This is a genomic window from Paraclostridium tenue (assembly GCF_039521565.1).
GTDB classification, from domain to species: Bacteria; Bacillota; Clostridia; order Peptostreptococcales; family Peptostreptococcaceae; genus Paraclostridium; species Paraclostridium tenue.
In genome coordinates, this window is sequence record NZ_BAAACP010000005.1 from 81,462 (window position 1) to 103,832 (window position 22,371).

26 protein-coding genes and 1 pseudogene are annotated in these 22,371 nt (G+C 25.2%); 13 read left to right on the plus strand and 14 right to left on the minus strand.

The annotated features are described in order from the left end of the window. Nucleotides 1-226: 226 nt before the first annotated feature. The 5 genes and pseudogenes from nhaA to ABFX13_RS05405 all read left to right on the plus strand — a co-directional run. A pseudogene (gene nhaA, locus ABFX13_RS05385) lies at nt 227-1,366 on the plus strand (Na+/H+ antiporter NhaA); the annotation flags it as partial. Between the two features lie 131 nt (nt 1,367-1,497). Then, nucleotides 1,498-2,310 (plus strand): selenium-dependent molybdenum cofactor biosynthesis protein YqeB, encoded by an 813-nt coding sequence (yqeB, locus tag ABFX13_RS05390; protein ID WP_346043550.1) that lies wholly within the window; start codon nt 1,498-1,500, stop codon nt 2,308-2,310. Continuing rightward, complete coding sequence (locus ABFX13_RS05395; RefSeq protein ID WP_346043552.1) at nt 2,310-3,110, plus strand: XdhC family protein; 801 nt, start codon at nt 2,310-2,312, stop codon at nt 3,108-3,110. Before yqeB ends, ABFX13_RS05395 begins: the two co-directional genes overlap by 1 nt. A gap of 31 nt (nt 3,111-3,141) precedes the next feature. Next, the gene (locus tag ABFX13_RS05400) at nt 3,142-4,002 is read left to right on the plus strand and encodes a radical SAM protein (protein ID WP_346043558.1); all 861 of its coding nucleotides are present in this window, start codon (nt 3,142-3,144) and stop codon (nt 4,000-4,002) included. Then, nucleotides 3,995-4,426 carry an MOSC domain-containing protein gene (locus tag ABFX13_RS05405; protein WP_346043560.1) on the plus strand — a complete coding sequence of 144 codons (432 nt, stop codon included), beginning with the start codon at nt 3,995-3,997 and terminating at the stop codon, nt 4,424-4,426. The genes ABFX13_RS05400 and ABFX13_RS05405 overlap by 8 nt, the downstream gene beginning before the upstream one ends. 17 nt (nt 4,427-4,443) lie before the next feature. On the opposite strand, the gene ABFX13_RS05410 is transcribed toward ABFX13_RS05405, so the two are convergent. Together ABFX13_RS05410 and ABFX13_RS05415 are read right to left on the minus strand one after the other, a co-directional pair. Further along, nucleotides 4,444-5,175 carry a lysophospholipid acyltransferase family protein gene (locus ABFX13_RS05410; RefSeq protein WP_346043563.1) on the minus strand — a complete coding sequence of 244 codons (732 nt, stop codon included), beginning with the start codon at nt 5,173-5,175 and terminating at the stop codon, nt 4,444-4,446. A 198-nt stretch (nt 5,176-5,373) separates the two neighbouring features. After that, nucleotides 5,374-6,153: an MFS transporter gene (locus ABFX13_RS05415; protein ID WP_346043566.1), complete on the minus strand. Its 780-nt coding sequence runs from the start codon at nt 6,151-6,153 to the stop codon at nt 5,374-5,376. A 691-nt stretch (nt 6,154-6,844) separates the two neighbouring features. On the opposite strand from ABFX13_RS05415, the gene ABFX13_RS05420 reads away from it, so the two are divergent. After that, nucleotides 6,845-7,120: a hypothetical protein gene (locus tag ABFX13_RS05420; protein WP_346043568.1), complete on the plus strand. Its 276-nt coding sequence runs from the start codon at nt 6,845-6,847 to the stop codon at nt 7,118-7,120. Between the two features lie 101 nt (nt 7,121-7,221). Next, on the plus strand, nt 7,222-7,455 hold the full coding sequence (locus ABFX13_RS05425) for a hypothetical protein (protein ID WP_270648010.1): 234 nt from the start codon (nt 7,222-7,224) through the stop codon (nt 7,453-7,455). Between the two features lie 90 nt (nt 7,456-7,545). Here ABFX13_RS05425 and ABFX13_RS05430 read toward each other — a convergent pair whose 3' ends face one another. From ABFX13_RS05430 to ABFX13_RS05440, 3 genes are read right to left on the minus strand one after another with little or no spacing between them, the layout of a single operon-like run. Continuing rightward, nucleotides 7,546-7,878 (minus strand): tyrosine-type recombinase/integrase, encoded by a 333-nt coding sequence (locus ABFX13_RS05430; protein ID WP_346043772.1) that lies wholly within the window; start codon nt 7,876-7,878, stop codon nt 7,546-7,548. A gap of 1 nt (nt 7,879) precedes the next feature. Then, the gene (locus tag ABFX13_RS05435) at nt 7,880-8,053 is read right to left on the minus strand and encodes a site-specific integrase (protein ID WP_346043571.1); all 174 of its coding nucleotides are present in this window, start codon (nt 8,051-8,053) and stop codon (nt 7,880-7,882) included. Further along, the gene (locus ABFX13_RS05440; RefSeq protein WP_346043573.1) at nt 8,044-8,262 is read right to left on the minus strand and encodes a hypothetical protein; all 219 of its coding nucleotides are present in this window, start codon (nt 8,260-8,262) and stop codon (nt 8,044-8,046) included. Before ABFX13_RS05440 ends, ABFX13_RS05435 begins: the two co-directional genes overlap by 10 nt. A 104-nt stretch (nt 8,263-8,366) precedes the next feature. On the opposite strand from ABFX13_RS05440, the gene ABFX13_RS05445 reads away from it, so the two are divergent. Beyond that, complete coding sequence (locus tag ABFX13_RS05445; RefSeq protein ID WP_346043576.1) at nt 8,367-8,780, plus strand: hypothetical protein; 414 nt, start codon at nt 8,367-8,369, stop codon at nt 8,778-8,780. Between the two features lie 612 nt (nt 8,781-9,392). Here ABFX13_RS05445 and ABFX13_RS05450 read toward each other — a convergent pair. Together ABFX13_RS05450 and ABFX13_RS05455 are read right to left on the minus strand one after the other, a co-directional pair. Further along, a complete protein-coding gene (locus tag ABFX13_RS05450) occupies nt 9,393-9,848 on the minus strand; it encodes a hypothetical protein (RefSeq protein WP_346043578.1) in 456 nt (151 codons plus the stop codon). Nucleotides 9,849-9,911: 63 nt separating this feature from the next. Continuing rightward, on the minus strand, nt 9,912-10,064 hold the full coding sequence (locus ABFX13_RS05455) for a hypothetical protein (protein WP_346043580.1): 153 nt from the start codon (nt 10,062-10,064) through the stop codon (nt 9,912-9,914). 154 nt (nt 10,065-10,218) lie between these two features. Between ABFX13_RS05455 and ABFX13_RS05460 the strand changes: the two genes are divergently transcribed. Next, the gene (locus ABFX13_RS05460) at nt 10,219-12,114 is read left to right on the plus strand and encodes a tetratricopeptide repeat protein (protein WP_346043582.1); all 1,896 of its coding nucleotides are present in this window, start codon (nt 10,219-10,221) and stop codon (nt 12,112-12,114) included. A gap of 81 nt (nt 12,115-12,195) precedes the next feature. Beyond that, complete coding sequence (locus ABFX13_RS05465; RefSeq protein ID WP_346043774.1) at nt 12,196-13,185, plus strand: aldose epimerase family protein; 990 nt, start codon at nt 12,196-12,198, stop codon at nt 13,183-13,185. 60 nt (nt 13,186-13,245) lie between these two features. Here ABFX13_RS05465 and ABFX13_RS05470 read toward each other — a convergent pair whose 3' ends face one another. Beyond that, nucleotides 13,246-13,866: a manganese efflux pump MntP gene (locus tag ABFX13_RS05470; RefSeq protein WP_346043584.1), complete on the minus strand. Its 621-nt coding sequence runs from the start codon at nt 13,864-13,866 to the stop codon at nt 13,246-13,248. Nucleotides 13,867-14,424: 558 nt separating this feature from the next. Here ABFX13_RS05470 and ABFX13_RS05475 point away from each other — a divergent pair. The 3 genes from ABFX13_RS05475 to ABFX13_RS05485 all read left to right on the plus strand — a co-directional run bounded on the left by ABFX13_RS05475 (nt 14,425) and on the right by ABFX13_RS05485 (nt 17,069). Beyond that, a complete protein-coding gene (locus ABFX13_RS05475) occupies nt 14,425-15,780 on the plus strand; it encodes a MotA/TolQ/ExbB proton channel family protein (protein ID WP_346043586.1) in 1,356 nt (451 codons plus the stop codon). Beyond that, nucleotides 15,770-16,393 (plus strand): OmpA family protein, encoded by a 624-nt coding sequence (locus ABFX13_RS05480; protein WP_346043589.1) that lies wholly within the window; start codon nt 15,770-15,772, stop codon nt 16,391-16,393. Before ABFX13_RS05475 ends, ABFX13_RS05480 begins: the two co-directional genes overlap by 11 nt. Nucleotides 16,394-16,478: 85 nt before the next feature. Then, complete coding sequence (locus ABFX13_RS05485) at nt 16,479-17,069, plus strand: DNA-binding protein (RefSeq protein WP_346043591.1); 591 nt, start codon at nt 16,479-16,481, stop codon at nt 17,067-17,069. A gap of 285 nt (nt 17,070-17,354) precedes the next feature. Here ABFX13_RS05485 and lexA read toward each other — a convergent pair whose 3' ends face one another. The 6 genes from lexA to accD form a co-directional block, all read right to left on the minus strand. Then, nucleotides 17,355-17,990 (minus strand): transcriptional repressor LexA, encoded by a 636-nt coding sequence (lexA, locus tag ABFX13_RS05490; RefSeq protein WP_346043593.1) that lies wholly within the window; start codon nt 17,988-17,990, stop codon nt 17,355-17,357. 94 nt (nt 17,991-18,084) lie between these two features. Next, nucleotides 18,085-19,224, minus strand: coding sequence for a tyrosine-type recombinase/integrase (locus tag ABFX13_RS05495; protein WP_346043595.1), 1,140 nt, complete (start codon nt 19,222-19,224; stop codon nt 18,085-18,087). Between the two features lie 646 nt (nt 19,225-19,870). After that, nucleotides 19,871-20,062, minus strand: a complete 192-nt coding sequence (locus ABFX13_RS05500) for a small, acid-soluble spore protein, H family (RefSeq protein ID WP_346043598.1) — start codon at nt 20,060-20,062, stop codon at nt 19,871-19,873. Nucleotides 20,063-20,160: 98 nt separating this feature from the next. Beyond that, nucleotides 20,161-20,421 (minus strand): stage V sporulation protein S, encoded by a 261-nt coding sequence (locus ABFX13_RS05505; protein ID WP_346043600.1) that lies wholly within the window; start codon nt 20,419-20,421, stop codon nt 20,161-20,163. 110 nt (nt 20,422-20,531) lie between these two features. Next, complete coding sequence (locus tag ABFX13_RS05510; RefSeq protein WP_428833862.1) at nt 20,532-21,482, minus strand: acetyl-CoA carboxylase carboxyltransferase subunit alpha; 951 nt, start codon at nt 21,480-21,482, stop codon at nt 20,532-20,534. Beyond that, entirely contained in the window at nt 21,463-22,356 is an 894-nt protein-coding gene (gene accD, locus ABFX13_RS05515; RefSeq protein WP_346043603.1) for an acetyl-CoA carboxylase, carboxyltransferase subunit beta, read from the minus strand. Before accD ends, ABFX13_RS05510 begins: the two co-directional genes overlap by 20 nt. Nucleotides 22,357-22,371: the final 15 nt, after the last annotated feature.

The window sequence follows — 22,371 nt, forward strand, 5'->3', positions numbered from 1 at the left end:
TTTGTACTAAAATATCGAAAAAAGCAAAACGAAAATTAACATATATATTGTTAAATCACTAGAAATACGAACTATATTGTACTAGAATTAATGTTAGTTTTGATATTTAACATTATTTAGGGGGGAATAGAAATGAATTTAGATTATCAAAATACTAAAGCTTTAAAAACATTTAACAAGAAAAAGGCAAGGTTAACAGAATCAGAGGCTTTTACCAGGAGTATTACTTTTTATAGCTACTTTAGCTGCACTAATAATTGCTAATAGTCCTTTGGTTAGTTTGTATAATTACTTATTTGAAGAAATAATTGTATTCAATCATTTTAACTTACATATGATTGTCAATGATTTTTTTATGGCTATATTTTTCTTAGTTGTTGGATGTGAGATAAAAAAAGAAATATTATATGGAAATCTTTCAAATATAAAAAAAGCTGCTTTTCCTATAATTGCTGCTTGTGGAGGTGTTATTTTTCCAGCTATAATATTTTTCTTATTTAACTCAAAAACTCCTTATTCTTCAGGAGTTGGAATACCTATATCTACAGATATAGCTTTTGCAATTGGAGTTTTTATGATATTTAAAAACAAATTAAGTTCTTCACTAAAAATATTTTTATTATCATTGGCAGTTGTAGATGATTTATTATCAATACTTATGATAGCATTTTTATATTCATCAGATTTTAATTATTATGCTTTAGGATTTGCACTTATAATTGTAGGTTTTATAGTGTTATTAAATAAGCTAAGTAAAAAAGACTTTTTAATGCCTTATTTAATTTTAGGATTAATTCTTTGGGCTTTACTTTATCTAAGTGGTATACATGCAACTATATCTGGAGTTATATTAGCTATGATGCTTCCTACTAGAAGAAAAAATAAAAATAGCAAGTTTGATGTAACTAAAAAGGTAGAAAGAATTTTCACACCTTTATGTAATTTTATAATACTTCCATTATTTGCTTTTTCAAATACAGGTATAAGTTTAGATATAAGCTTTAATATGGTAAATGCTGAGAATTTAATGAGTGGTGTAATATTAGGACTTGTTATAGGAAAGCCACTTGGAATTATGTTATTTACCTATTTATCAACTAAGTTTCATATAGCTGAAAAGCCAAAAGATTCTAGATGGTCATCAATATTTTTAGTTTCTTTAATAGCCGGTATAGGATTTACAATGTCTATATTTGTAACAGAAATTGCATTTACAGGGAATTTACAAGTTATAAATTTAGCTAAATTTTCAATTTTAATAGCATCACTATTATCTTGTACTTTAGCTTATATAAGTATAGAATCTATGCCTATGATAATACAGATTTATTGTAAAAAATCTAAAAAATTAGTATTAAATAAGTAAATAAAAAAATGGATATCTAAAATTTTAGATATCCATTTTTTATTTGTAGAATTATGTAAATTTATTTAAAAAAATATGTACATATATTGTATAATGGTATTAATATTTAAAAAGTTAATAAGGGGGAACAAATGATTGATAAGCTTATTATAGTCAGAGGTGCTGGAGATATAGCAACTGGTGTTATTCATAAACTTAATAGATGTGGTTTTAACGTCTTAGCATTAGAAGTTAAAAACCCCTTATCTATAAGACGTAAAGTCTGTTTTAGTGAAGCTATTTATGATGGTGAGGTATGCATAGATAATGTCACATGTAAATTTGTAAAAAATGAACAAGAATTGAAACATGCTTTTAAATTAAAAAATGTTTGTGTAGCTATTGATCCAAAGGGTGATTTAATTTATAAGCTAAAACCTAAAGTTGTAGTAGATGCAATAATCGCTAAAAAAAATTTAGGAACTACGATTAATATGGCCCCTATTACTATTGGATTAGGACCTGGATTCTTTGCAGGAAAAGATGTTGATTTTGTTATAGAAACTATGAGAGGTCATAATTTAGGTAAGATAATAGACAATGGTTTTGCGATTAAAAATACAGGAACACCTGGTAATATAAGTGGATTTAGTAAAGAAAGAGTTGTATATTCAAAAGAATCAGGAATTATAAAAAATATTTGTGATATAGGTGATATAGTAAAGAAAAATCAAGTTATAGCAACTATAAATACGGGTAATAAATATGTAGATGTATTAGCTACTATGGATGGACTTTTAAGAGGTATAATAAGAAATGGAAGTAATGTGACTAAAAACTTAAAAATTGCTGATATAGATCCTAGAATCGATGAACTTAAAAATTGCGAGACAATATCAGATAAAGCAAGATGTATAGCTGGTGGAGTACTAGAGGCTATTTTAATGAATTGGAGTGACATATAATGTGTGAAGATATATTAAAGAGAATATATGAAGAATTAGAAAATGGAAATCGTGTTTGTTTTGTTACACTTACACAAGTTAAAGGATCTAGCCCAGGAAAGCAAGGAGCTACTATGGCATTTTTTAAAGATGAAAGCATAATGGGAACTATTGGTGGTGGACTAGTAGAACATTCAGTTATAAATAAATGTAGAGATTGTATAAAAAGTGGAGAAGATTTTAATTTTGAATATTCTCTAAATGAAGAAACCTTAGAAACTACTATGAAATGTGGTGGCTATATTAAAGGGTACATAAAAGTATTTAAGCCAAAACCTAAGCTTTTAATTATTGGAGGTGGACATATAGGCCATGCTTTATATAAAATTACTAATAGTTTAAACTTTTACACTATAGTGGTTGATGATAGAAGTGAATTTGCTAATGAAGAAAGGTTTAAAGGTGTAGATGAAGTTTATTCAGGAGATATAAAAAAAATATTAAATGGAATTAACTTAAGTGATAATACATATGTGGTTATAGCTACTAGAGGGTATGAAAAAGATATAGAAGCTTTAAGAGAAATAATAAACTCAGATGTAGCTTATATAGGAATGATAGGTAGTCGAAAAAAATGGAAATCTTTAAAAGACGAACTTATTGGTGAAGGAATATCTAGAAACTTATTAGATAAGGTTTATGCACCTATAGGACTTAATATATCTTCAAGTAGTGTAGAAGAAATAGCATTTGGTATAATGGCTGAAATATTATTAGTAAAAAACAATGGAGAACTTTCTCATAGAAAAGATAGGAAGTAATATATACTTCTTATAAAGAGGTGTTGTAATTATGATGGATAGGTATAATAGAGAAGTAAATAAACTTATTATATCATTAGGTAAAAATTCTATTTTAAGTATAAATGATTTAAAGTTTATTATAGATGGTGTAACTAAACTTGGTATAAATATGATTGATTTAGATTTAGATGACAGTATTGATGAATTAAAATTATATGATTTAATTTACTATATAAAAAATGAGTGCAATATAGACTATATAAGTATAATAACTGATGGAAAAGGAATTAGCGATAAAGTAAGTAAATTAAAATCTTATGGACTTACTAATATAGCTATAAGGCTAGAGTCTTTAAAACAATATAAATACAAAAAATTAAACCATCAAATAAATATTAATGAAGTTTTAGAAACTATAGATAAATGCATAAATATAAGATTAAATACAAAAATAATTTGTACTCTTATAAATGATTTTAATATTGATGAAATATTAGATTTTATTTATTTAACAAGATGCTTACCAGTAGAAGTAAACTTTACAGAATTAATTCCAGAATCTAGTTCTATTAACTTTTTTAAAAGAGGATATGTAAATATACAAAATATAATAAATAACATAGAAGGTTTACATGAAATGAATTATGTAAACCAAAGATATAAATATTATAGTTTAGATAATGCTAAAGGAATAATTAGTATAGATACTCACAATGATTTTAATATTTGTAGAGGGTGTAATGAAGTTATATTAGATGAAAATGGATATATAAAAACATGTATTCACTCAAATACTGGTGTTGATATAAAAAATTATATAAATAAACCTCTTATGTTTAAGGAATTAGTTAGACAAGCTATATATACAAAAGATAAAAATAACATTGAAAGTGGGGCATATTATGGCTAAGATTGTATCAATAAATATAAGTGATAGAAAAGGTGTAATTAAAACACCTGTAAATGAAGCCAAGTTAAAAGTTGACCATGGAATAGTTGGAGATGCTCATGCTGGTAATTGGCATAGACAAATAAGCTTATTATCAAAAGAAAGCATAGATAAGATGAGATCTAAAGGATTTAATGAATTAAAATCTGGGGATTTTGCAGAAAATATAACAACAGAAGGCATAGATGTTTATAAATTGCCAGTAGGACAGAGACTTAAAATTGGGGAATGTGAAGTTGAAGTTACGCAAATAGGTAAAAAATGTCATGGGGGTTGTGATATAAAGAAAAAAACTGGAGATTGTGTTATGCCAAGAGAAGGAATCTTTGTAAAGGTTATAAAGGAAGGTATAATATCCCCTAATGATGAAATAACAGTATTATAAATAAAAAAGTGCTACAACTATATTGATGTAGCACTTTTTTTATATTTATTATTAAATTCTAAAATAGTATTTATCATATCTTCTCTTATTAATTTTGCTAAATCCATAGTTTTAATTTTAGGATTATTTATATGTAGATATACAGGTTCTAAAAATTCTATTTCAACATTTATAGATTTAATTTTACCTATAGGTTTATAACCACTATAAGTTTTTCTAGAATTTTTTATAACTAATGGAACTATAGGACATCTTGCCTTATATGCAATTTTTAAAGCTCCACTTTTAAACTCAGAAACTATAGATTTTGAATCTTTTATCCATGTTAAATCTCCTTCTGGAAATACAGCCATACTATGACCATTTATAATGTTATTAGAAGCTTCTAAAATGCTATTTAAAGCCTCTCTATTATTATGCCTATTAATATATATACTTTTTATTACAGAAGCCCATTTATTAACTATAGGCATCTTTTTCCAAATTGGTTCATCAGCTATTATACATCCAATAGGTCTATCAACACTAGAAATTAATATATAGCTATCTAACATACTAGAATGATTAACAACAAATAACACAGGTTCTTTAGGAATTTTATCTTTTCCAAGTATATTAACATTAATATTTACTAGTTTTAAAGAATTTTTAGCTTGATTTTTTAAAAATCTAAATTTATTTTCCATTGTATATTTATCAGGAGATTTTAAAAACTTATTTAACTTAAATAATGATAATATGAACCCCACAAATTGGAAAATAGCAAATTTAATATAATTAAACAATTTAATCAATCTTCCCTTCGTACATACTATAAAATATAGTAGTAAAATTTTAATTAAACACTAGAAAGATTTTAACATAAAACGAAATTTAATAAAAGTTTTATTTGTATAAAATAAAAAGAACTAGCTAAAGCTAGTTCCTTAATAAGTTTATGAATAAGTTTATGCAACTTTGTCTTCTTTTTTATCATTTTTATGTCTATTATACCTTTTAGTATAGACACCTAATAATAATATTGCTGCTAATGTATATATAACTGCTGTTATATAATAAGCTTTTGAATATCCTCCAGGTATTTTAAATAAGAAAAACTTGGTAAATTGACCAGCTATTATTGAAGTAACACCACCAGCTACGAATATAAGAGAATTATATGCTGGTCTTGTATTCTTAGAAACAAATTCCATTGGAAGGGAGTTCATTATTGGATTTGCACAGTTCATAAATCCAGATCTAAAGAATAATCCAGCCCCAACAGCAAAAATCATGGCTCCACCAAATATTTTACCATTAGCTATAATTAACATAAATGGTATAGATAAAAGTGCAAGACCTCCAAGTGCAATAACATTACCAAGTTTTTTTACAACCCAAGGTGATATAAATAAGAACATTACCATTGCAAAATATTGAGAAGATACAAGATGTGAAGTAGTAGCTCTTGATATTCCAAGTTCATTATTTAAAAATACTGAAAAGTAAGGAACAATCAATGATGCCCCAAATCTTATCATTGCAAAATATACTAACCATAATAAAACATATTTATTTTTAAATATAGACCAATCAAATTTTCTTTTTTCATGAGTCTCTTCATAATAATCTTGTTTTTTCTCTTTTATAAATAATAAAGGTATAAGAGACAGTAAAGCTATTATAACAAACATAAGTAAAATATCTCTTTGAGCTAACACAAACTCATGTAATTGGTAAGAACTCATACCTTTTATATTTTCTGTCAATGAACTTGCCTGTTCTTTGTAGAGAATGACCTTGCTGTAGAGATATTAACTTGCTGTAAAAATGTTACCAAAATGTCGAATGCTACTCCACTCATAAGTCCCATAAATGCATAGCTGATTATATAAGCCCAGCTATTGAAGTTAAATCTTTTTAGTTCTTGTTGGTTCATAAAATATCCTCTCATTTCGTAAAATTTTTAGTATTAATATTAAGTTTTAATTAGGAAAATGTTTTGTTTAATTTAATTTTACACACTCCTCAAAACATTGCAATATATGATGAAATTAAAAGAAAATACTGGATATTTTATAAATTTTTTAAAATAACAATTTTTTATTGTTAAATTCATGTGCTTTATATTATGTATATTGTATTTTAATTATTAGTTATAGTATCTTAAGCATCTTACTTTTAAAATAAAATTCACTTTAAATAATGAATTGCTTTAGGAGTTACACTTATAATGTTTTGAAATATAATTTTCAAAATTTTTTATAAAAATATACATTTAAATAATAGTAAATATCTTATGTATTTTTGAATAATAATTTAAAATCAGTATTTTTTCAAAAAAATATATATCTAAACTTTTAAAATAACACGTTAAATAAAAGTTATATTATTAAATAGTTAAATCATATTAATAAAAGTAAAAGAGGAGGGGATTAGGTGGTTAATAAATTTAATAATTTGGAAGAAAATATACTTTTTAGAATAAGAATTTTATCAAATAGTGGAGATAAAATTTATCTTAAGTTTCCTGTTGAGTTTGTAAAAAGAATGATTAAAATTAATGGACTCAATTGGCTAAATTTAAAAAGTGATATAGTTGATACTGAAAATTTATCTAAAGTTGTAACTCATGCACTAGATTCTAATTTAACTGGTGATATAGCTCATATACAAACTAAAAATAAGGATTCAATAAAAATAACTATAAGTTAAAAATGATATTTAATAATTTAAATTCATTTACACCCTTGAATAAATTTATTTTTTCTTATAAGATAATGTAAACATTAAATTACTATCGAAAGGAATAAGTTATGAAAAATTTAAAAATAAAGCTAACTAGAGATAATTTCAATTTTAGATTTAAACAATATGAAGGTACATATTTCTTTGGTGATGTAAATGAGGAAAATCAGGTTGTAAAATATAAAATAACTAAAGATGATAAGGGATTGGAGTTAAAAGAATTTGGAAATACTCATATAAAAGACAATATGTTATATATACCACAAATAGAAGCTTACATAGATTTAAATAGTATAAAATAAGTAATTGCAACATATTTAGGTTTTAAATTTGTTTTTATATTAGCAAATTGACACCCATTTGCCACCATAGATTAAAAATGGTGGCAATATTTATTTTATGGCGTCTTCAAATATATTAACAGTTTCTTTTTTTATCTTTTTAGTTAAGTGAGAATAAGTATTTAACGTAATATCTATTATACTGTGACCTAAACGCTCTTGTATATCTTTCGGATTAGCTCCATTAACAAACAATAGGGTAGAGTGAATATGTCTTAACATATGAAAATTAAAATCTATACCTAAGTCTTTATTAACCACATAACATAGTTGTCTAAAGTTCATAGTAGTAACAAATTCACCATTTTCGTCTAAACATACAAAATCATGTTCAGAATAAATATAGAATTCACCATATTTTAGTTTGTTTTCCTTTTGCCAAATTTTATTTCTTTTCTTTCAATGAATTACATAGTGTATATCCTATATGAATAGTTCTAAGAGAACTATTTGTTTTAGGTGATTGAAACTCTGATACCTTGGCACTTTTAGTGAGTAATGTTTTTTCAACTGTAAGTGTTTTACTTGCAAAATCAATATTATCCCAAGTTAAACCCACACCTCAGATGCCCTAAGTCCAGTATGGAATGCTATTTGCAATTGAATGTGTAGTTTATGACCAAGTGGAAATCTTTGAAGTATTCTATTGAAATCTTCAATTTTGTTAGCTTTAGGCAGTTTTATATAAGTCATAGGATTTTCTTTTATAAGTCGGTATAGATGTACAGCCATTTTACATGATAAACTTAAAAATACCTTTATATCCATCTAAACTACTTCTTCTGATTCCTTATTTTTAGTATTAAGTTTTTAAAAATAGATAAATAAATCTTCGGAGTAACCGTATTATGTATTTCGGAGGTGGGTTAAATATGAGGAAAATAGCGGGCTTATTTTTAATGGGTATTATGATTACTTTATTAATAGGTTGTGGGGATAAACGAGAATCTAAAAACCGTGATAATAATGTAAAAAAAAGTAAATATGAAATAGAAAACTTGGGATCTTTTTCAGTAACGGATAAAGACTTTGAAAATTTTTACAGCATATCTAAAGATGCGGCTTTAGCAAATATTGATACTTTAGGTAAAAGCGACTATTTAGGACCAGAGAAATCTGCAATGGTTATTTTTGAAAATAACTCAATAGCATTTTTATTGCATGCAGTTGACAAGCCGGACGTAAATGATAATACTGTTTTAGTAACATATCACTATGATAGTAATCAAAATAAGCATATAAGAGCTACTATTCAATATAATCAACATCAATACGCTGATAATTAAATACCCTATTTAGATAAATCTGATTTCTATTAATTATAGGAATCATTTTTATTTTACAAAACAACAAATGAGCCGAGTAAGCGAGGTGGTGATATGGCTAGAGCTATAAATGTTAAAGGAGACAAAGCATACAAACTTTATAAAAAGATCTTAAATTGTTAAAATAGCTAGAAAATTAAATATAACAAATAGAAGTGTAAGACGTTTAAAGAAAACTTATGAGTGGGATAGTGTACGTTAAGAAAAGAAAAGTGAACGTTCACTTAAAAGAGGAGTTCTTAGATGGAATAAAAATGCTACTGGTCCTTCTTGTAATCAACATGCAGTTAAAACTGGAGAGTTTGAGAGTATATTCTTTGATATATTAGAAAAAGATTAATAGAAATGTTTGAAAAAGTAGAGTCTCACTAAAGGTTCTACTTTTTTTATAAAAACAATAAAATATACTTAGGCCAGGTTCACTCTAAACAATTAACTAGTCGTTCATTATATCTTAAAACAAGTTTAAGATTACTACGTTTATAATTCACTTATTAATAGAATGTATGATAAAAACATATAAAAAATTGCATGTCCTTGTATAAAAAGAAGATTGCAAATTTAAAGCGAGACTTACTGTCTCGCTTCTCCTATAATTCTTCTTAAACTGGATGAAGAGTTATATCCTAATGAAAAAGAAGTGATAGAATCTATTAACTCATCAGCATCTTTATTGTTTAAATAATCTTTTATATTTATAATAGAAATTTTATAGTAGTTCAATATAGCTTGCATAGCAAGAATCACATCATTATCTTCTTGAGAAAGTTTCGCAGTTTTAAGACTTAAATTATTGATTAATGTCTCTATAAATTTAATCTGCTTAATAATTTTATCTTCATCAAAATTTCTTGTAGCAATAGATTTAATTAATAGGTACATATTATTATCTATAATTTCTAATTCCTTAATATATTCATTACTAACTGGAGGTGGAGCCTCAGTGTTAAAAGCGGAAACAACGCTTATACTACTTGCAGAGATAATTAAAATTATTGATAATATAATTCTTAATTTCTTTAAAATCATAGATTTACCTCCTTTATATAAATAGTATGTGTAAAAAACTAATAAATTATAGATACAAAAAATTTAAATATGTATTAATAAATTATATAAAAATAATATGCAAAGTCCTATCAAAGCAATTCTAAACAACATTCCTCCAATAAATCTAATACATTTTATAACTATTCCAATAGCCACTATAGCAACTAATATCTTAAATAATAAATCTAAATTCATAATAATCCTCCTATTTATACTATATAAGATTATATCATTATATCAAAATATCAGTAAAAAATACTAATATATAAACTTTAACTAATATAATATATAGGTATTATGGTAAAATATTGTATAAGTATAAATTTTAAAGGTAGGTATGGAGTAGCTTATGAATAATATTAAATTTTCAATAAAAAAAATTAAAAATATACCAACAGATCCTAAAGTTTTATATACTAAAGCAAATTTCTATATTAAATTAGGAAGGCTAAATGAAGCGATAGATTTATTAATTCAAGCTTCTGTAAATGATTATAATAAAGCTCAATATAATTTAGCTAAATTATATGTAGATGAGGGTAATCTTGAAGAAGCTGAAAAATGGTTTAAAGCAGCTTTTAAAAATGGTATAGAAGATGCTGCTTATGATTTAGGGAATATGTACTATAAACTAAATGCTTATGAATATTGTATCTACTGGTATGAAAAAGTAGCTATGCTAGGTCATTTAAAAGCACAAAACAATTTAGGTGTAGTACACTTTAAACTAGGAGATTATAATAGGTCTTTAAAATGGTTAAAAGAAGCTAGCAATGGCAAATTATCAGATGCATTTTATAATTTAGGAATATTATATGAAACACTAAATGATTGTGATAAAGCTTTTGATAGTTATAAAAAAGGAGCCATATTAGGAAACACTTATGCAAAATATAATTTAGCTTTAACTTATCAAGAACATGAAGATTATAAGGAAGCTATATCTTACTATAAGCAACTATATAAAATAGGATATGAAAAAGCATGTTTTAATTTGGGGCTATTACTAGAAGAGGATAATGATTTAGATGAAGCTAAAATTTATTATAAAAAAGGTGCAGAAAAAGGAAATATAGATTGCAATTACAGATTGGCTTATATATATGATGAACAAGAGCATTATGAAGATGCTATAAAATATTATAAAAATGCTTATGAAAAAAATAATAAGTTAGCAGGTTATAAATTAGCAAATATATACAATAAAGATAGTAATTTAGATGAAGCTAAGAAATACTATAAAGAAGCATCAGAAAATAATATAATTCAGGCTACAAATAACTTAGCTGGAATTTTATTTGAAGAGAAGAATTATGAAGAAGCTATAAAATTATATGAAAAAGCTATAGAAGGTGGCATAATTGAGGCTATAGAAAATCTTGGAGATTTATATGCTCAAACTAATGAAATAGATGAAGCTATAAAATATTATTTAAAAATAGATGATTTTTTATCAGTACAAATTAAATTAGCAAATATATACGAGGATTTAAAAGATTATGATAATGCTATAAAATATTATAAAAAAGCATCTGATAATAATGACGTAGAATCATTATATAGGTTAGGTGTTATATATGAAAATTTAGAAAACTATGAAGAAGCTAGAAATTTCTATGAAAAAGCAGTTAATGATGAACATATAAATGCTAGAATACATTTAGGAAAAATTGCTTTTGAGAATGAAGATTATGAACTTGCTAAAAAGATGTTTGAAGTTCCTGCAAATGAAGATAATATCTACTCACAACACATGTTAGGTATAATATATAGTATTTATTATAAAGATTATGTAAGTGCTAAGTACTGGTATGAAAAGCCAAGATTAAAAGAATGTATAGAATCAATATTTAACTTAGGACAATTAAGTTTAAAGTTAAATGAAGATTTAGAAGCTGAGAAATATTTTAAAGAAGGTGCTAAGCTTGGAAATAAAAAATGCCAGTATATGTTAGCAAGCTTATATTATAAAAAGAGTTATGAAGCTTATGAAAAATTAGCAGATGAAGACTATGATAACAGTAAAGAAGTATTTGATAAGTTACCACAACTAATTTTAAATTTTGATCAAATACTACTTGCTCCTTTTGAAGTTATAAATAATAAATTAGAAGAGGAAGATGAGTATGTTCCAAAGTATATATTATATATAGATGAAAATTTAAGTAATCTATATGAAGAAAAATTACATAACATGATTGTAGATGGATTTTTAGAATTTAATGTTGATAATATAACTAAGTAATTTATTTAGGGGGGGATAACTATAGAGGTTTGTAAAGAGTTTATATTAAAATACAAAGAATCAGATATATGTTTATATACAATTAAAAATGATAATGCAATAAGTATATCTGTTCTTAATTACGGAGGAATAATAACTAAAATATTAACTCCTGATAAAAATAAAAAATTTGAAAACATAGTAGTGGGATTTAAATATATTAAGGATTATATAAAAAATCCATCTTATTTTGGAGCTATAATAGGAAGAACAGCCGGTAGAATATATAAAGGTGAATTTAAATTAAACAAAAATACATATATACTATCTAAAAACTATGAAAATAATCAAGGACATGGAGGAAATATAGGGTTTGATAAAAAAGTATGGGATTTAAATGTTGTAAAATATAAGGATAAAATTTCTTTAGAACTTAAATCTAAAAGTTATCATATGGAAGAAGGATATCCAGGTAATTTAGATATGATGGTTACTTATACACTAGATAACAATAATAATTTAAGTATAGTTTACGAAGCTACTAGTGATGAAGATACTTTAGTTAACATGACTAATCATACATACTTTAATCTAAGTGGAAACTTAAAAAATCCTATAACAAATCAACTTTTAAAAATTGACAGTGATTATATATTAGAAATAGATGAAACAGGAGTTCCAACAGGTAAACAACTTGATGTATCTAATACACCTTTTGATTTTAGAAAAACAACTAAAATAGGAAATAGAATAGATTCTAATCATAACCAAATAAAGTTAGCAAATGGCTATGATCATCCTTTTGTATTAAAAGACAATAAAACACAAGATATTATATGCATGAAAGATATTAATTCAGGAAGGTACATGAAAATAACAACAAATCAAAATTATGTAGTTATATACAGTATGAATTTTACTAATGGAGAACTTCTATATAATAATACTAGAAATAATACAAGATATGGAATTTGTTTTGAAACTCAAAATCCTCCAATAGGATATAATCAAACTTTTTTAAAAAATTCTATTCTAAAAAAAGGTGAAAAATATATACAAACTACTAATTATGAATTTGGATTAATAAAATAATGCATAAAAAAGGCTATGAGAACATTTGTTCTCATAGCCTTTTTATGCATATATACATTTTTATTTAAACAAATCAAATAAAAATCCAGTATGTTCATTGAAAATGTTAAATCCTATAAGTATAAGTATTACACCACCTACAATTCCTGCATAATCTTTTAGCTTATATCCTATTTTATTTCCTATTAAAACACCTATAAAACACATTATAAATGTTATAACAGCTATTGTGATAACAACTGGTGTTATATTAATGCTTAAAAATGCAAAACTAACGCCAACAGCAAGTGCATCTATACTAGTAGCTATAGATAAAGCAATTAAATCTTTCATATTAATTTCATGGTTAGTAAATTTATCTATGTCCATTGCAACTTCAGAGTTTTCATTATTATTTTGCTGTTTACTATCTTTTATAGATTCATAAATCATCTTAATTCCTAAAAATGAAAGTAAAATTAGTGCTATCCAATGATCAAATGCCTTTATGTATTTTTCGAATTTTATACCAAGCAACCATCCAATTAAAGGCATGCCACCTTGAAATAATCCAAAGAAGAATGCAATTTTAAATGCAATTTTTTTAGTTATATTTTTTATTGTTATACCTTTTGTTACTGATACTGCAAATGCATCCATCGATAGAGCAAATGAAGTTAATAAAATTGATACTAAGCTCATAAATTTATTCCTCCTTAACTTTTTTTAATATGCACAAAAAAAACGAGACTTATACACGAAATAAATCGTGTATGAGTCTCGCTATTTAAGATTAAACCAGACTTTAGATAGTCATTATGTTGATCTAATCACATATTTCATGCTAGCTACTCCCTCAACAAGAGTAAATACAGTTTATTCAATTCCTTTAACATTTTACATAATACAAAAATTTATGTCAATGTCTATTTTATACAATTTTAAATAAATGAAGAGTACCCAAATAGGTACTCTTCTATCTAAATTAGATTTGGCAGGGCGGCTTATCCTGCATCTCTCACCATTACTTAAATCTTAAGTAGAGCATTGGAGCCTTTCCAACTTCAAATCTAACTAATAGTATTATTCACTGAATTAATTTTTTTATACTATGAATAAGTAACATATTAAATAAAAAATACATAATATTTATTATCTTAGGAGATGTACTTAATCTATATTTAAGTCATCTCCTTAATTTTTGTCTATTTTAATAAATTTGTACATATATATTATTAAAATACAATTAAGGAGGTTAATATGGGCAATATAGTAATTAATTTATTCACATCTATATTTACAAATCCTATAACATTAATCTTTATAGGTATAACATTATTATATTCAGTACTAAATATAATTAAAAATAACAATATTTATAGCTTTATAAGTGAGAAGCTAAAAGAACTGAACTTAAATCAAGAGGAAAGTAGCATATTAAAAATAGCTAATAGTAAATACGAAAATTATAAAGTATCATATCCTTACTCACAAATAAATATGAATACATTTGTTGAAGAGGTAATATCTGATTTTTCTAAAGATAAAAAAATTATAATAGACGAAATAAAAGCGATTAAGCATTCACCATCACTTTGTATTTTATTAGGGGTTTTAGGTACATTTGTAGGCCTTACTATAACTCTTGCAAGTATTGATAAAAGTGATATAGTTAATTCAATGACGTTAGCTATAGGAAGCATGCAAATAGCCTTTGCGACTAGTATAGTGGGTATAATATGTTCTATACTCATTAATTCATATATAAAATTTAAAAACTGTGAAAATATATTACTTCAATTAATGCTTAAATTAGAAAATATAATGACAGTTAAAGCTAGTAATGATAAAGGTAAAGTACTAGAAGCTAAGCTTAATGAAATAAAGGTTTGTATAAAAGATATAAGTAAAGCTATAAGTGCTATAGAAAGATTTGATAAAATATCTAAAGATTTACACGATTTTAATGATGATTTTATATCTTCTATAGAAAAACTAGGAATAATGTTAAATGGATCTCACGATTCTATAAAGAATTTTGATCAAAGTGTAAGAAAATTAGATAAACAATTTAGTATACTTAACCTAAAATTCGTTAAGTTATTTGATACATATGAGTCTCAAAGCGAAATCTATAATGAAATTGTTTTAAACATAAAAGAATCATCTAAAGATATTAAAGCTGTAAATCAAAGTCAAATTACTATAAAAGAATATATACGAGATGTTAATGCAGGTTTTGCTTTATATGAAAGAAATATACAAGATCTTATGATGAAGTTAATATCTTATGAAAATAATTTACTTTTAAAACAGAAGAACCTAAACGAAGTTAATATTAATTTAAAAGATGATATAAAAATTTTAACTAATACTATTGATAAACAAGCTAAGTCAATAACAAGTCAATTAGAACTTGTATTTAAGTATATAGACATATATAAAGAAGCTTTAGACATTTCAAAATCATTAGAAGCTAACAAAACTTATCAATATGACAATAAATTTGAAATAAATCAATTAAATGAATTAGAAAATCCCAACCAAACTTTTGATTTAGACGAGTTAGATGAAGAAGAATTAGATCAAACAGAGGAATTAAGATATGATAAATAGATATAAAAGAACTGTGAATAAAGAAGAAGAACATAGCAATTTTTGGCCTACTTTTACAGATTTATTAGCAACTGTTTTAATGGTTGTTATAATGTTTTTAATTAGTTCTGAAAGTATGGTTGGTGGGGTAGAGCAAGGTATTGCCAATAGTATTAATGAATCAGTAAAAACAACTTTAAAAGAAAATGGAATTCCAGTAGAAATTGATAAGGAAAGTGGAGAAGTAACCTTTGGAGAAACGGCTTTATTTGATACGGATAGTTATGAGTTAAAATCAGAAGCTAAAGAGATATTAAAAATATTCGTTCCAAAGTATGTTGAAACTATATATAAGGATTATGGAGACTACATATCTAAGATAGTTGTAGAAGGTCATACAGACGATGTAGGTACATATATATATAATCTTGATTTATCACAAAGAAGAGCTTTTAGTGTAGTTAATTATATTGTTGGAAAAGAAATAGGAGATTATAAATATAAAGATAAGCTAACCAATGATATAATAGCTATAGGTAGATCTAAAGCTGAACCAATAGAAAGTAAAGATGGAAGTATAGATAGAAATAAATCTAGAAGAGTAGAAATAAAATATGAAGTTAATGTTAATTAAACTCCGAATGTATGTTTGGAGTTTTTTTGTATTTAATATCAAATACATGGTATAATCTATATTGATTAGTTTGGAGGGATGAAAAGTGACAGAAAAACAAAAATTAGATAAGTTTCTAAAGTTACAAAATAAAGGAATGACAATAGATGAGATTGCTATTGAATTGAACTCTGAAGTTAGACCTTTAAGACGTTTTTTAAATAAACATGGTTATAAGTCAGTTAAAGGAAAATATGTAAAAAAAGAAGAATACAATAGTGCTAATAATATTAAACAATTAGAACTTACTATAGATTCTGTGAAAAAAGCTGATAAAAAAAATGTAAATAAAACTAAATCTAAAGATACTAAAAAAGAAACAAAAAAAAATAGTAATAAGGTTTATAAATCTAAACCTGCTAAAGTAAATGTTAGTGCAGAAGACTTAGATAAGCTATGCGAGGTTTATGATTGGTATTTAAGTGTAAAAGATATAAAATCTCTACAACCTAAAACGAAAAAGGATATTAATATAGAAAAATGTAATATGAACAATTTAAAAGCGACTAGAGTACAGGTAGAAAAATCTACATGGGAAGAGTTTGAAAGATTATGTAGTAATTCTAAGTATTCTAAACAAGAAATAATTACACAAGCTATAAAAGATTTTTTAAAACAATATAAGCACTTAATATAAGTATTAACAAAAATAAATGAGCTATATAAAATATATAGCTCATTTATTTTTATATTACATATTGCTAAGAGTCATAACTAAAGTAAGTAAGAGCATAGGGATAAGTATAAATATAGCTATCTTTTCAGAATTTCTTCTCATAATCTCCCTCCTGCAAATTAACTGAAAAATCTATATATTCTATATATTAATATTATATTATATTTATATAAAAATGTTAACTTATTTAATGTGCCATTTTAGTATATAAAAAATAAAGAAATATGTGTATATTCACATATTTCTTTATTTTATTACTCTAAAAACACCTTTTACATGACCTATTATATTAACTTCTGATGGATCCAATATTATAGGTTCCATAAAGTCATTTTCCGGTTGTAATCTTATATGATTTTCTTCTCTGAAAAAACGCTTAACAGTAGCACTATCTTGACCAACTAGAGCAACTACTATTTGTGAATTAGATGCAGTACTAGCTTTATCTACTATAACGTAATCACCATCTAATATTCCAGAATTTATCATACTTTCACCCTTAACTTTTAATATGAAATTTTCTTTACCTACAACAAGATTTGCAGGAAGCGGTATGTATTCTTCTATATTTTGTTCAGCAAATATTGGTTCACCTGCTGTTATTTGTCCTATAACAGGCAAGTGCAATATTTCTTGATTTAATCCATTAACACCTTCACCTTTATTTGAATCTAATACTTCAATTGCCCTAGGCTTTGTAGCATCTCTTCTTATGTAACCTAACTTTTCAAGCTTATTTAAGTGAGAGTGTACAGTAGATGTTGACCTTAAATCTACAGCAGCACATATTTCCCTTACTGAAGGTGGATATCCCTTTTGAGTTAATTGATCTTTTATAAACTCAAGTATCATTATTTGTTTATTAGTTAAATCTAGATACATGTTATCATCTCATTTCTAATATTAATTTATTCTTATACTGTATATTTTATCATATCAAGTGCTTTTATACAAACATTTGTTCTTAGGCTTTAAATTAATCATTATGATCATTTGATTCATCTATCCATTCAAAGTTATTTACTATATCTCGTTTAACATTTTTCTTATGTGCTGCATATAACTGAGTAGTTGTAACATTATCATGGTCTAATAAGTTTTGAACGTCATATATAGAAAAACCATTTTGAATTAAAGACGTAGCCGCAGTAGCTCTTAACTTATGAGGACTATATCCATTATCTCTAGACGTTTCCATAGAAATTGATGTATATTTTTTAACTAGCTGTCTTATTGACTTAGGATCCATTCTTTTATTTTGAAGAGATAAAAACAAAGCATCTTCAACATCTTCATTTAGTATTTCACTTTTAGGTCTCTCGTTTAATATGTAGTCTTTAATAACTAATTCACAAGTTTTGTTTATAGGCATTAAAACTTCTTTCCCACGTTTTCTATAAATCTTAAATTCACCTCTAGAAAAATTAAATGAAGAAATATTAAGTTCACGAAGCTCATTTAATCTAAGACCGTAAGTAACAAATAATGCTAGTATAGCTTTATCTCGAAGCTTAGTTTTTTTCCAATAAACTTTTTCTTTATCAGTAAGTCCATATCCAGTTTCAACAGCTTCTAACATTTTAGCAACTTCATCTATTTCAAGACGCTTAATTGCATCTGGTTGAGGCTTAGGAAGCTTAATGGGGTTAAATCCATCAGTTATGTTATTTTCAAGTTGTGAATTTCTATAAAGAAACTTAAATAGAGTAGACAAGGATGACTTTTTACGAGCTAAAGCGCGATTGTTATTTTCATAAATAAGAGTACTTTTATCAGTTTGTTTATAATAACGTGTACAATAATCTCCTAAGAATAAATTAACATCTCTTGCTTTAATTTTATTAAATTCATCAAGTGTAATATCTTTTATTTCATCAGCTATTGTAACTTCCTTAGTTTCTAATAAATAATTACAAAAGAACTGTATATCTTCTAAATAAGCCAGTCTAGTAGTAACTGATACAGATCCTTTTAAATAGATACAATAATCTTTCATAAATTTAGGAAGGTTATTTTCAACTTGTATACATTTTTCTATAACCTTATTATCTCTTAAAACTATATTATCTGGTTTATCTGATTTATTATGTATTTTTATAACCTTATGTTGTGACATATCTTGGTAAATACCTCCAATAAGTAATTTTATTAATATTTTAAATATAGCATAGAGTTTTTTTGAATTCAACTATTCCTTAAATTTATATACTTAGTTAAAAGGTGAAGATTTTAAATCATTAAAGAAGCTAAGTTATTAAAAAAATATAAATATTAACTAAAGCAAATATTATAGTTAAATTGTGGATTTAATAAGATATATTAATAATATATAAATTTTATATTGAATATAAATCTATATATTATATGTTTTATAAAATATAACTTTAAATATAAACTTTGATTAGTTTGCAAATATTTATGATTATAAAAAATAAACAAAAAGAGAAGATGGATATAAATTTATATATTTGGTTAAAGAGTCTGAAAACATATATAAATATAGTTATTTATTTTAAATATCATTAACTATTCCCTAAATATACATTTAAAGTATAGTTATATTTTAAAATAAGAACTACTCTCTATGTATATGTATCTAAAATTATATATTTAATATAATATATTTCTTTTTTACTTATAACTTATATAAGTAATGTAATTAATGATAATATAAATATTATCATTAATTACATTTATCTAAATCTAGATAAATAAAAAAGCCATTTTAAGCTAAAATAAGCTTTTAAATGACTTTTTTTAATCTATTTATTTTCATTTTCATGTAATGATTCTAAGTTAACTTCAAATTGCGCATCATCATTTAAAGCTTTTACATAAGCTGTTCCAATATTATTATCTACACTAACTAATTTTACTGGTTTATTGTAATAATATAATGTTACATTGTCATTATCATTATTATTGCATATTTCAACTGCTCTTCTAAGTTGCATAAAAACACCTCCTTACTTTTCTTAATTTATGTTTTCCCATTATATTAATCTTATTCAAAAATAAAAAAAGAGACTACTTTTAAATAGTCTCTTAACACTTATTTACAATCAACTACAAGTTTAATCGCTGTTCTTTCTTCTCCGTCTATATCTACATCAGTAAATGATGGAATACATACTAAGTCTATACCACTTGGTGCAACAAAACCTCTTGCAACAGCTATTGATTTTATAGCTTGATTTAAAGCCCCTGCACCTATTGCTTGAATTTCTGCACTACCTTTTTCTCTTATTACTCCAGCTAAAGCTCCTGCTACAGAATTTGGATTAGATTTTGATGAAACTTTTAATATTTCCATTTCAACATCCCCCTATTATATCTTTATATATTGTGCTATTTAACTACAAATTCTATAAGAAAACTAAAAAACCCTCTATTTGATAGCTAAAAAGTATACTAACTTATAACCTAATAAACTCCTATATTTCTAAATTTATTATATCTGTGACTTACTATATCATCTTTACTAAAATCTTTATAAAAGTTAAGTCTATTTACAATATATTTTTTTATATCACTTGATACAGTTTCTATATCGCTATAAGCTGTATTTAAGGGCTCTTTTATTATATAATCTACAATACCTAGTTCTTTTAAATCTAAACTTGTAAGCTTCATAAGATTACTTGACTCTTTTGATTTAGAAGAATCTTTGAAAAGTATGCTTGAAAGCCCTTCTGGAGAAATTACAGAATAAACAGAATTCTCAAGCATAGCTATCTCATTTGATACTCCTATCCCTAGTGCTCCACCACTTCCCCCTTCTCCAATAACGATAGATATTATAGGTACAGTAAGAGAGCTCATTTCGAGTAAGTTTTTGGCAATAGCTTCACCTTGACCACGTTCTTCAGCTTCTATGCCGCAAAAGGCTCCTGGAGTATCTATAAAGGTTACTATAGGTCTATTAAACTTTTCAGCTTGTTTCATTAATCTTAAAGCTTTTCTATAGCCTTCAGGGTGAGGCATACCAAAGTTTCTTTTTACTTGTTCAGTTATATCTTTACCCTTTTGATGGCCTATTAGTGTAACTTCAAAATTTCCTATCCTACCAATTCCTCCAATTATGGAAAGATCATCTTTATATAATCTATCTCCGTGAAGTTCTATAAACAAAGAACATATGTTCTTTATGTAATTTTTGGCACTTGGTCTTTTGATATCTCTACTTATAGAAACTCTATCCCAGGGCGATAATTCTTTAAACTTAGTATTTTCAATATATATAAGCTTATTTTCTAATTTCTCTATTTCTTTATTTAAATCAAAGTTATTTTGAATAGATATTTCTTTTAACTGTTTTATACTATCTTTTAGCTTGTTTATTTTATTATCCGAACTAATGTTCTGTATGTACAATTAAATCACCTTCTTCACAGTTATAACCATGTAAACTAAGTATATTATATAAATTTTCTTTCATTTTATTTCTATTTACTATCATATCTATAAATCCATGTTCTAATAAAAACTCAGAAGTTTGAAATCCCTTAGGTAAATTTTGTTTAATAGTTTGCTTTATTACCCTTGGACCAGCAAAAGCAATCAAAGCATTTGGTTCTGCTAAAATTATGTCTCCAAGCATTGCAAAACTTGCTGTAACTCCTCCAGTTGTTGGATTAGTAAGTATAGAAATATATAAAATGCCTGAATTTGATAATTTACATAGAGCTTGGGATGTTTTAGCCATTTGCATAAGAGATATAATTCCTTCTTGCATTCTAGCTCCTCCAGATGCACAAGAAATTATAAGAGGAAGTTTGTTAACTATAGCATACTCTATAGCTAAAGTTAGCTTCTCACCTACTATAGCACCCATACTTCCCATCATAAAGCTTGGATTCATAACACATAAAATAACCTTTATATTATTTATAAGCCCTAAACCTGTTATTACAGCTTCTTTTTCATTTGTCAACTTCTTATATTTTAATAACTTTTTCTCATAATCAGGAAAATCAAGTACATTTTCAAATTTCAAATCATAATCAAATTCTTCAAAAGTATTATGATCTATTAGTAAACTTATTCTATTTCTGGCTTCAAAATCATAATGTTTATTACACTTTGGACATATATTTAAATTATCTTCAAAATCTTTTCTAAATATTTGATTATTACAAGACTCACAATAAATCCAAAACTTATCATCTACACTATTTTCTTTAAAATTTTTATTTAAATTAACAACTGCATAATTTTTTTCTTTTTTATTTAAGAATTTTTTGATCATAGTAAAATCTCCTTG

What these genes read in the sequence shown, in the direction of transcription:
- ABFX13_RS05445 (WP_346043576.1), top strand. Translation starts at nt 8,367, where the DNA reads ATGAGGAAAATAGCGGGCTTATTTTTAATGGGTATTATGATTACTTTA.
- ABFX13_RS05500 (WP_346043598.1), bottom strand. Translation starts at nt 20,062, where the DNA reads ATGCAACTTAGAAGAGCAGTTGAAATATGCAATAATAATGATAATGAC.
- accD (WP_346043603.1), bottom strand. Translation starts at nt 22,356, where the DNA reads ATGATCAAAAAATTCTTAAATAAAAAAGAAAAAAATTATGCAGTTGTT.
- ABFX13_RS05415 (WP_346043566.1), bottom strand. Translation starts at nt 6,153, where the DNA reads ATGAGTTCTTACCAATTACATGAGTTTGTGTTAGCTCAAAGAGATATT.
- lexA (WP_346043593.1), bottom strand. Translation starts at nt 17,990, where the DNA reads ATGTATCTAGATTTAACTAATAAACAAATAATGATACTTGAGTTTATA.
- ABFX13_RS05460 (WP_346043582.1), top strand. Translation starts at nt 10,219, where the DNA reads ATGAATAATATTAAATTTTCAATAAAAAAAATTAAAAATATACCAACA.
- ABFX13_RS05505 (WP_346043600.1), bottom strand. Translation starts at nt 20,421, where the DNA reads ATGGAAATATTAAAAGTTTCATCAAAATCTAATCCAAATTCTGTAGCA.
- ABFX13_RS05395 (WP_346043552.1), top strand. Translation starts at nt 2,310, where the DNA reads ATGTGTGAAGATATATTAAAGAGAATATATGAAGAATTAGAAAATGGA.
- ABFX13_RS05475 (WP_346043586.1), top strand. Translation starts at nt 14,425, where the DNA reads ATGGGCAATATAGTAATTAATTTATTCACATCTATATTTACAAATCCT.
- ABFX13_RS05400 (WP_346043558.1), top strand. Translation starts at nt 3,142, where the DNA reads ATGATGGATAGGTATAATAGAGAAGTAAATAAACTTATTATATCATTA.
- ABFX13_RS05450 (WP_346043578.1), bottom strand. Translation starts at nt 9,848, where the DNA reads ATGATTTTAAAGAAATTAAGAATTATATTATCAATAATTTTAATTATC.
- yqeB (WP_346043550.1), top strand. Translation starts at nt 1,498, where the DNA reads ATGATTGATAAGCTTATTATAGTCAGAGGTGCTGGAGATATAGCAACT.
- ABFX13_RS05495 (WP_346043595.1), bottom strand. Translation starts at nt 19,224, where the DNA reads ATGTCACAACATAAGGTTATAAAAATACATAATAAATCAGATAAACCA.
- ABFX13_RS05425 (WP_270648010.1), top strand. Translation starts at nt 7,222, where the DNA reads ATGAAAAATTTAAAAATAAAGCTAACTAGAGATAATTTCAATTTTAGA.
- ABFX13_RS05405 (WP_346043560.1), top strand. Translation starts at nt 3,995, where the DNA reads ATGGCTAAGATTGTATCAATAAATATAAGTGATAGAAAAGGTGTAATT.
- ABFX13_RS05455 (WP_346043580.1), bottom strand. Translation starts at nt 10,064, where the DNA reads ATGAATTTAGATTTATTATTTAAGATATTAGTTGCTATAGTGGCTATT.
- ABFX13_RS05480 (WP_346043589.1), top strand. Translation starts at nt 15,770, where the DNA reads ATGATAAATAGATATAAAAGAACTGTGAATAAAGAAGAAGAACATAGC.
- ABFX13_RS05470 (WP_346043584.1), bottom strand. Translation starts at nt 13,866, where the DNA reads ATGAGCTTAGTATCAATTTTATTAACTTCATTTGCTCTATCGATGGAT.
- ABFX13_RS05440 (WP_346043573.1), bottom strand. Translation starts at nt 8,262, where the DNA reads ATGGATATAAAGGTATTTTTAAGTTTATCATGTAAAATGGCTGTACAT.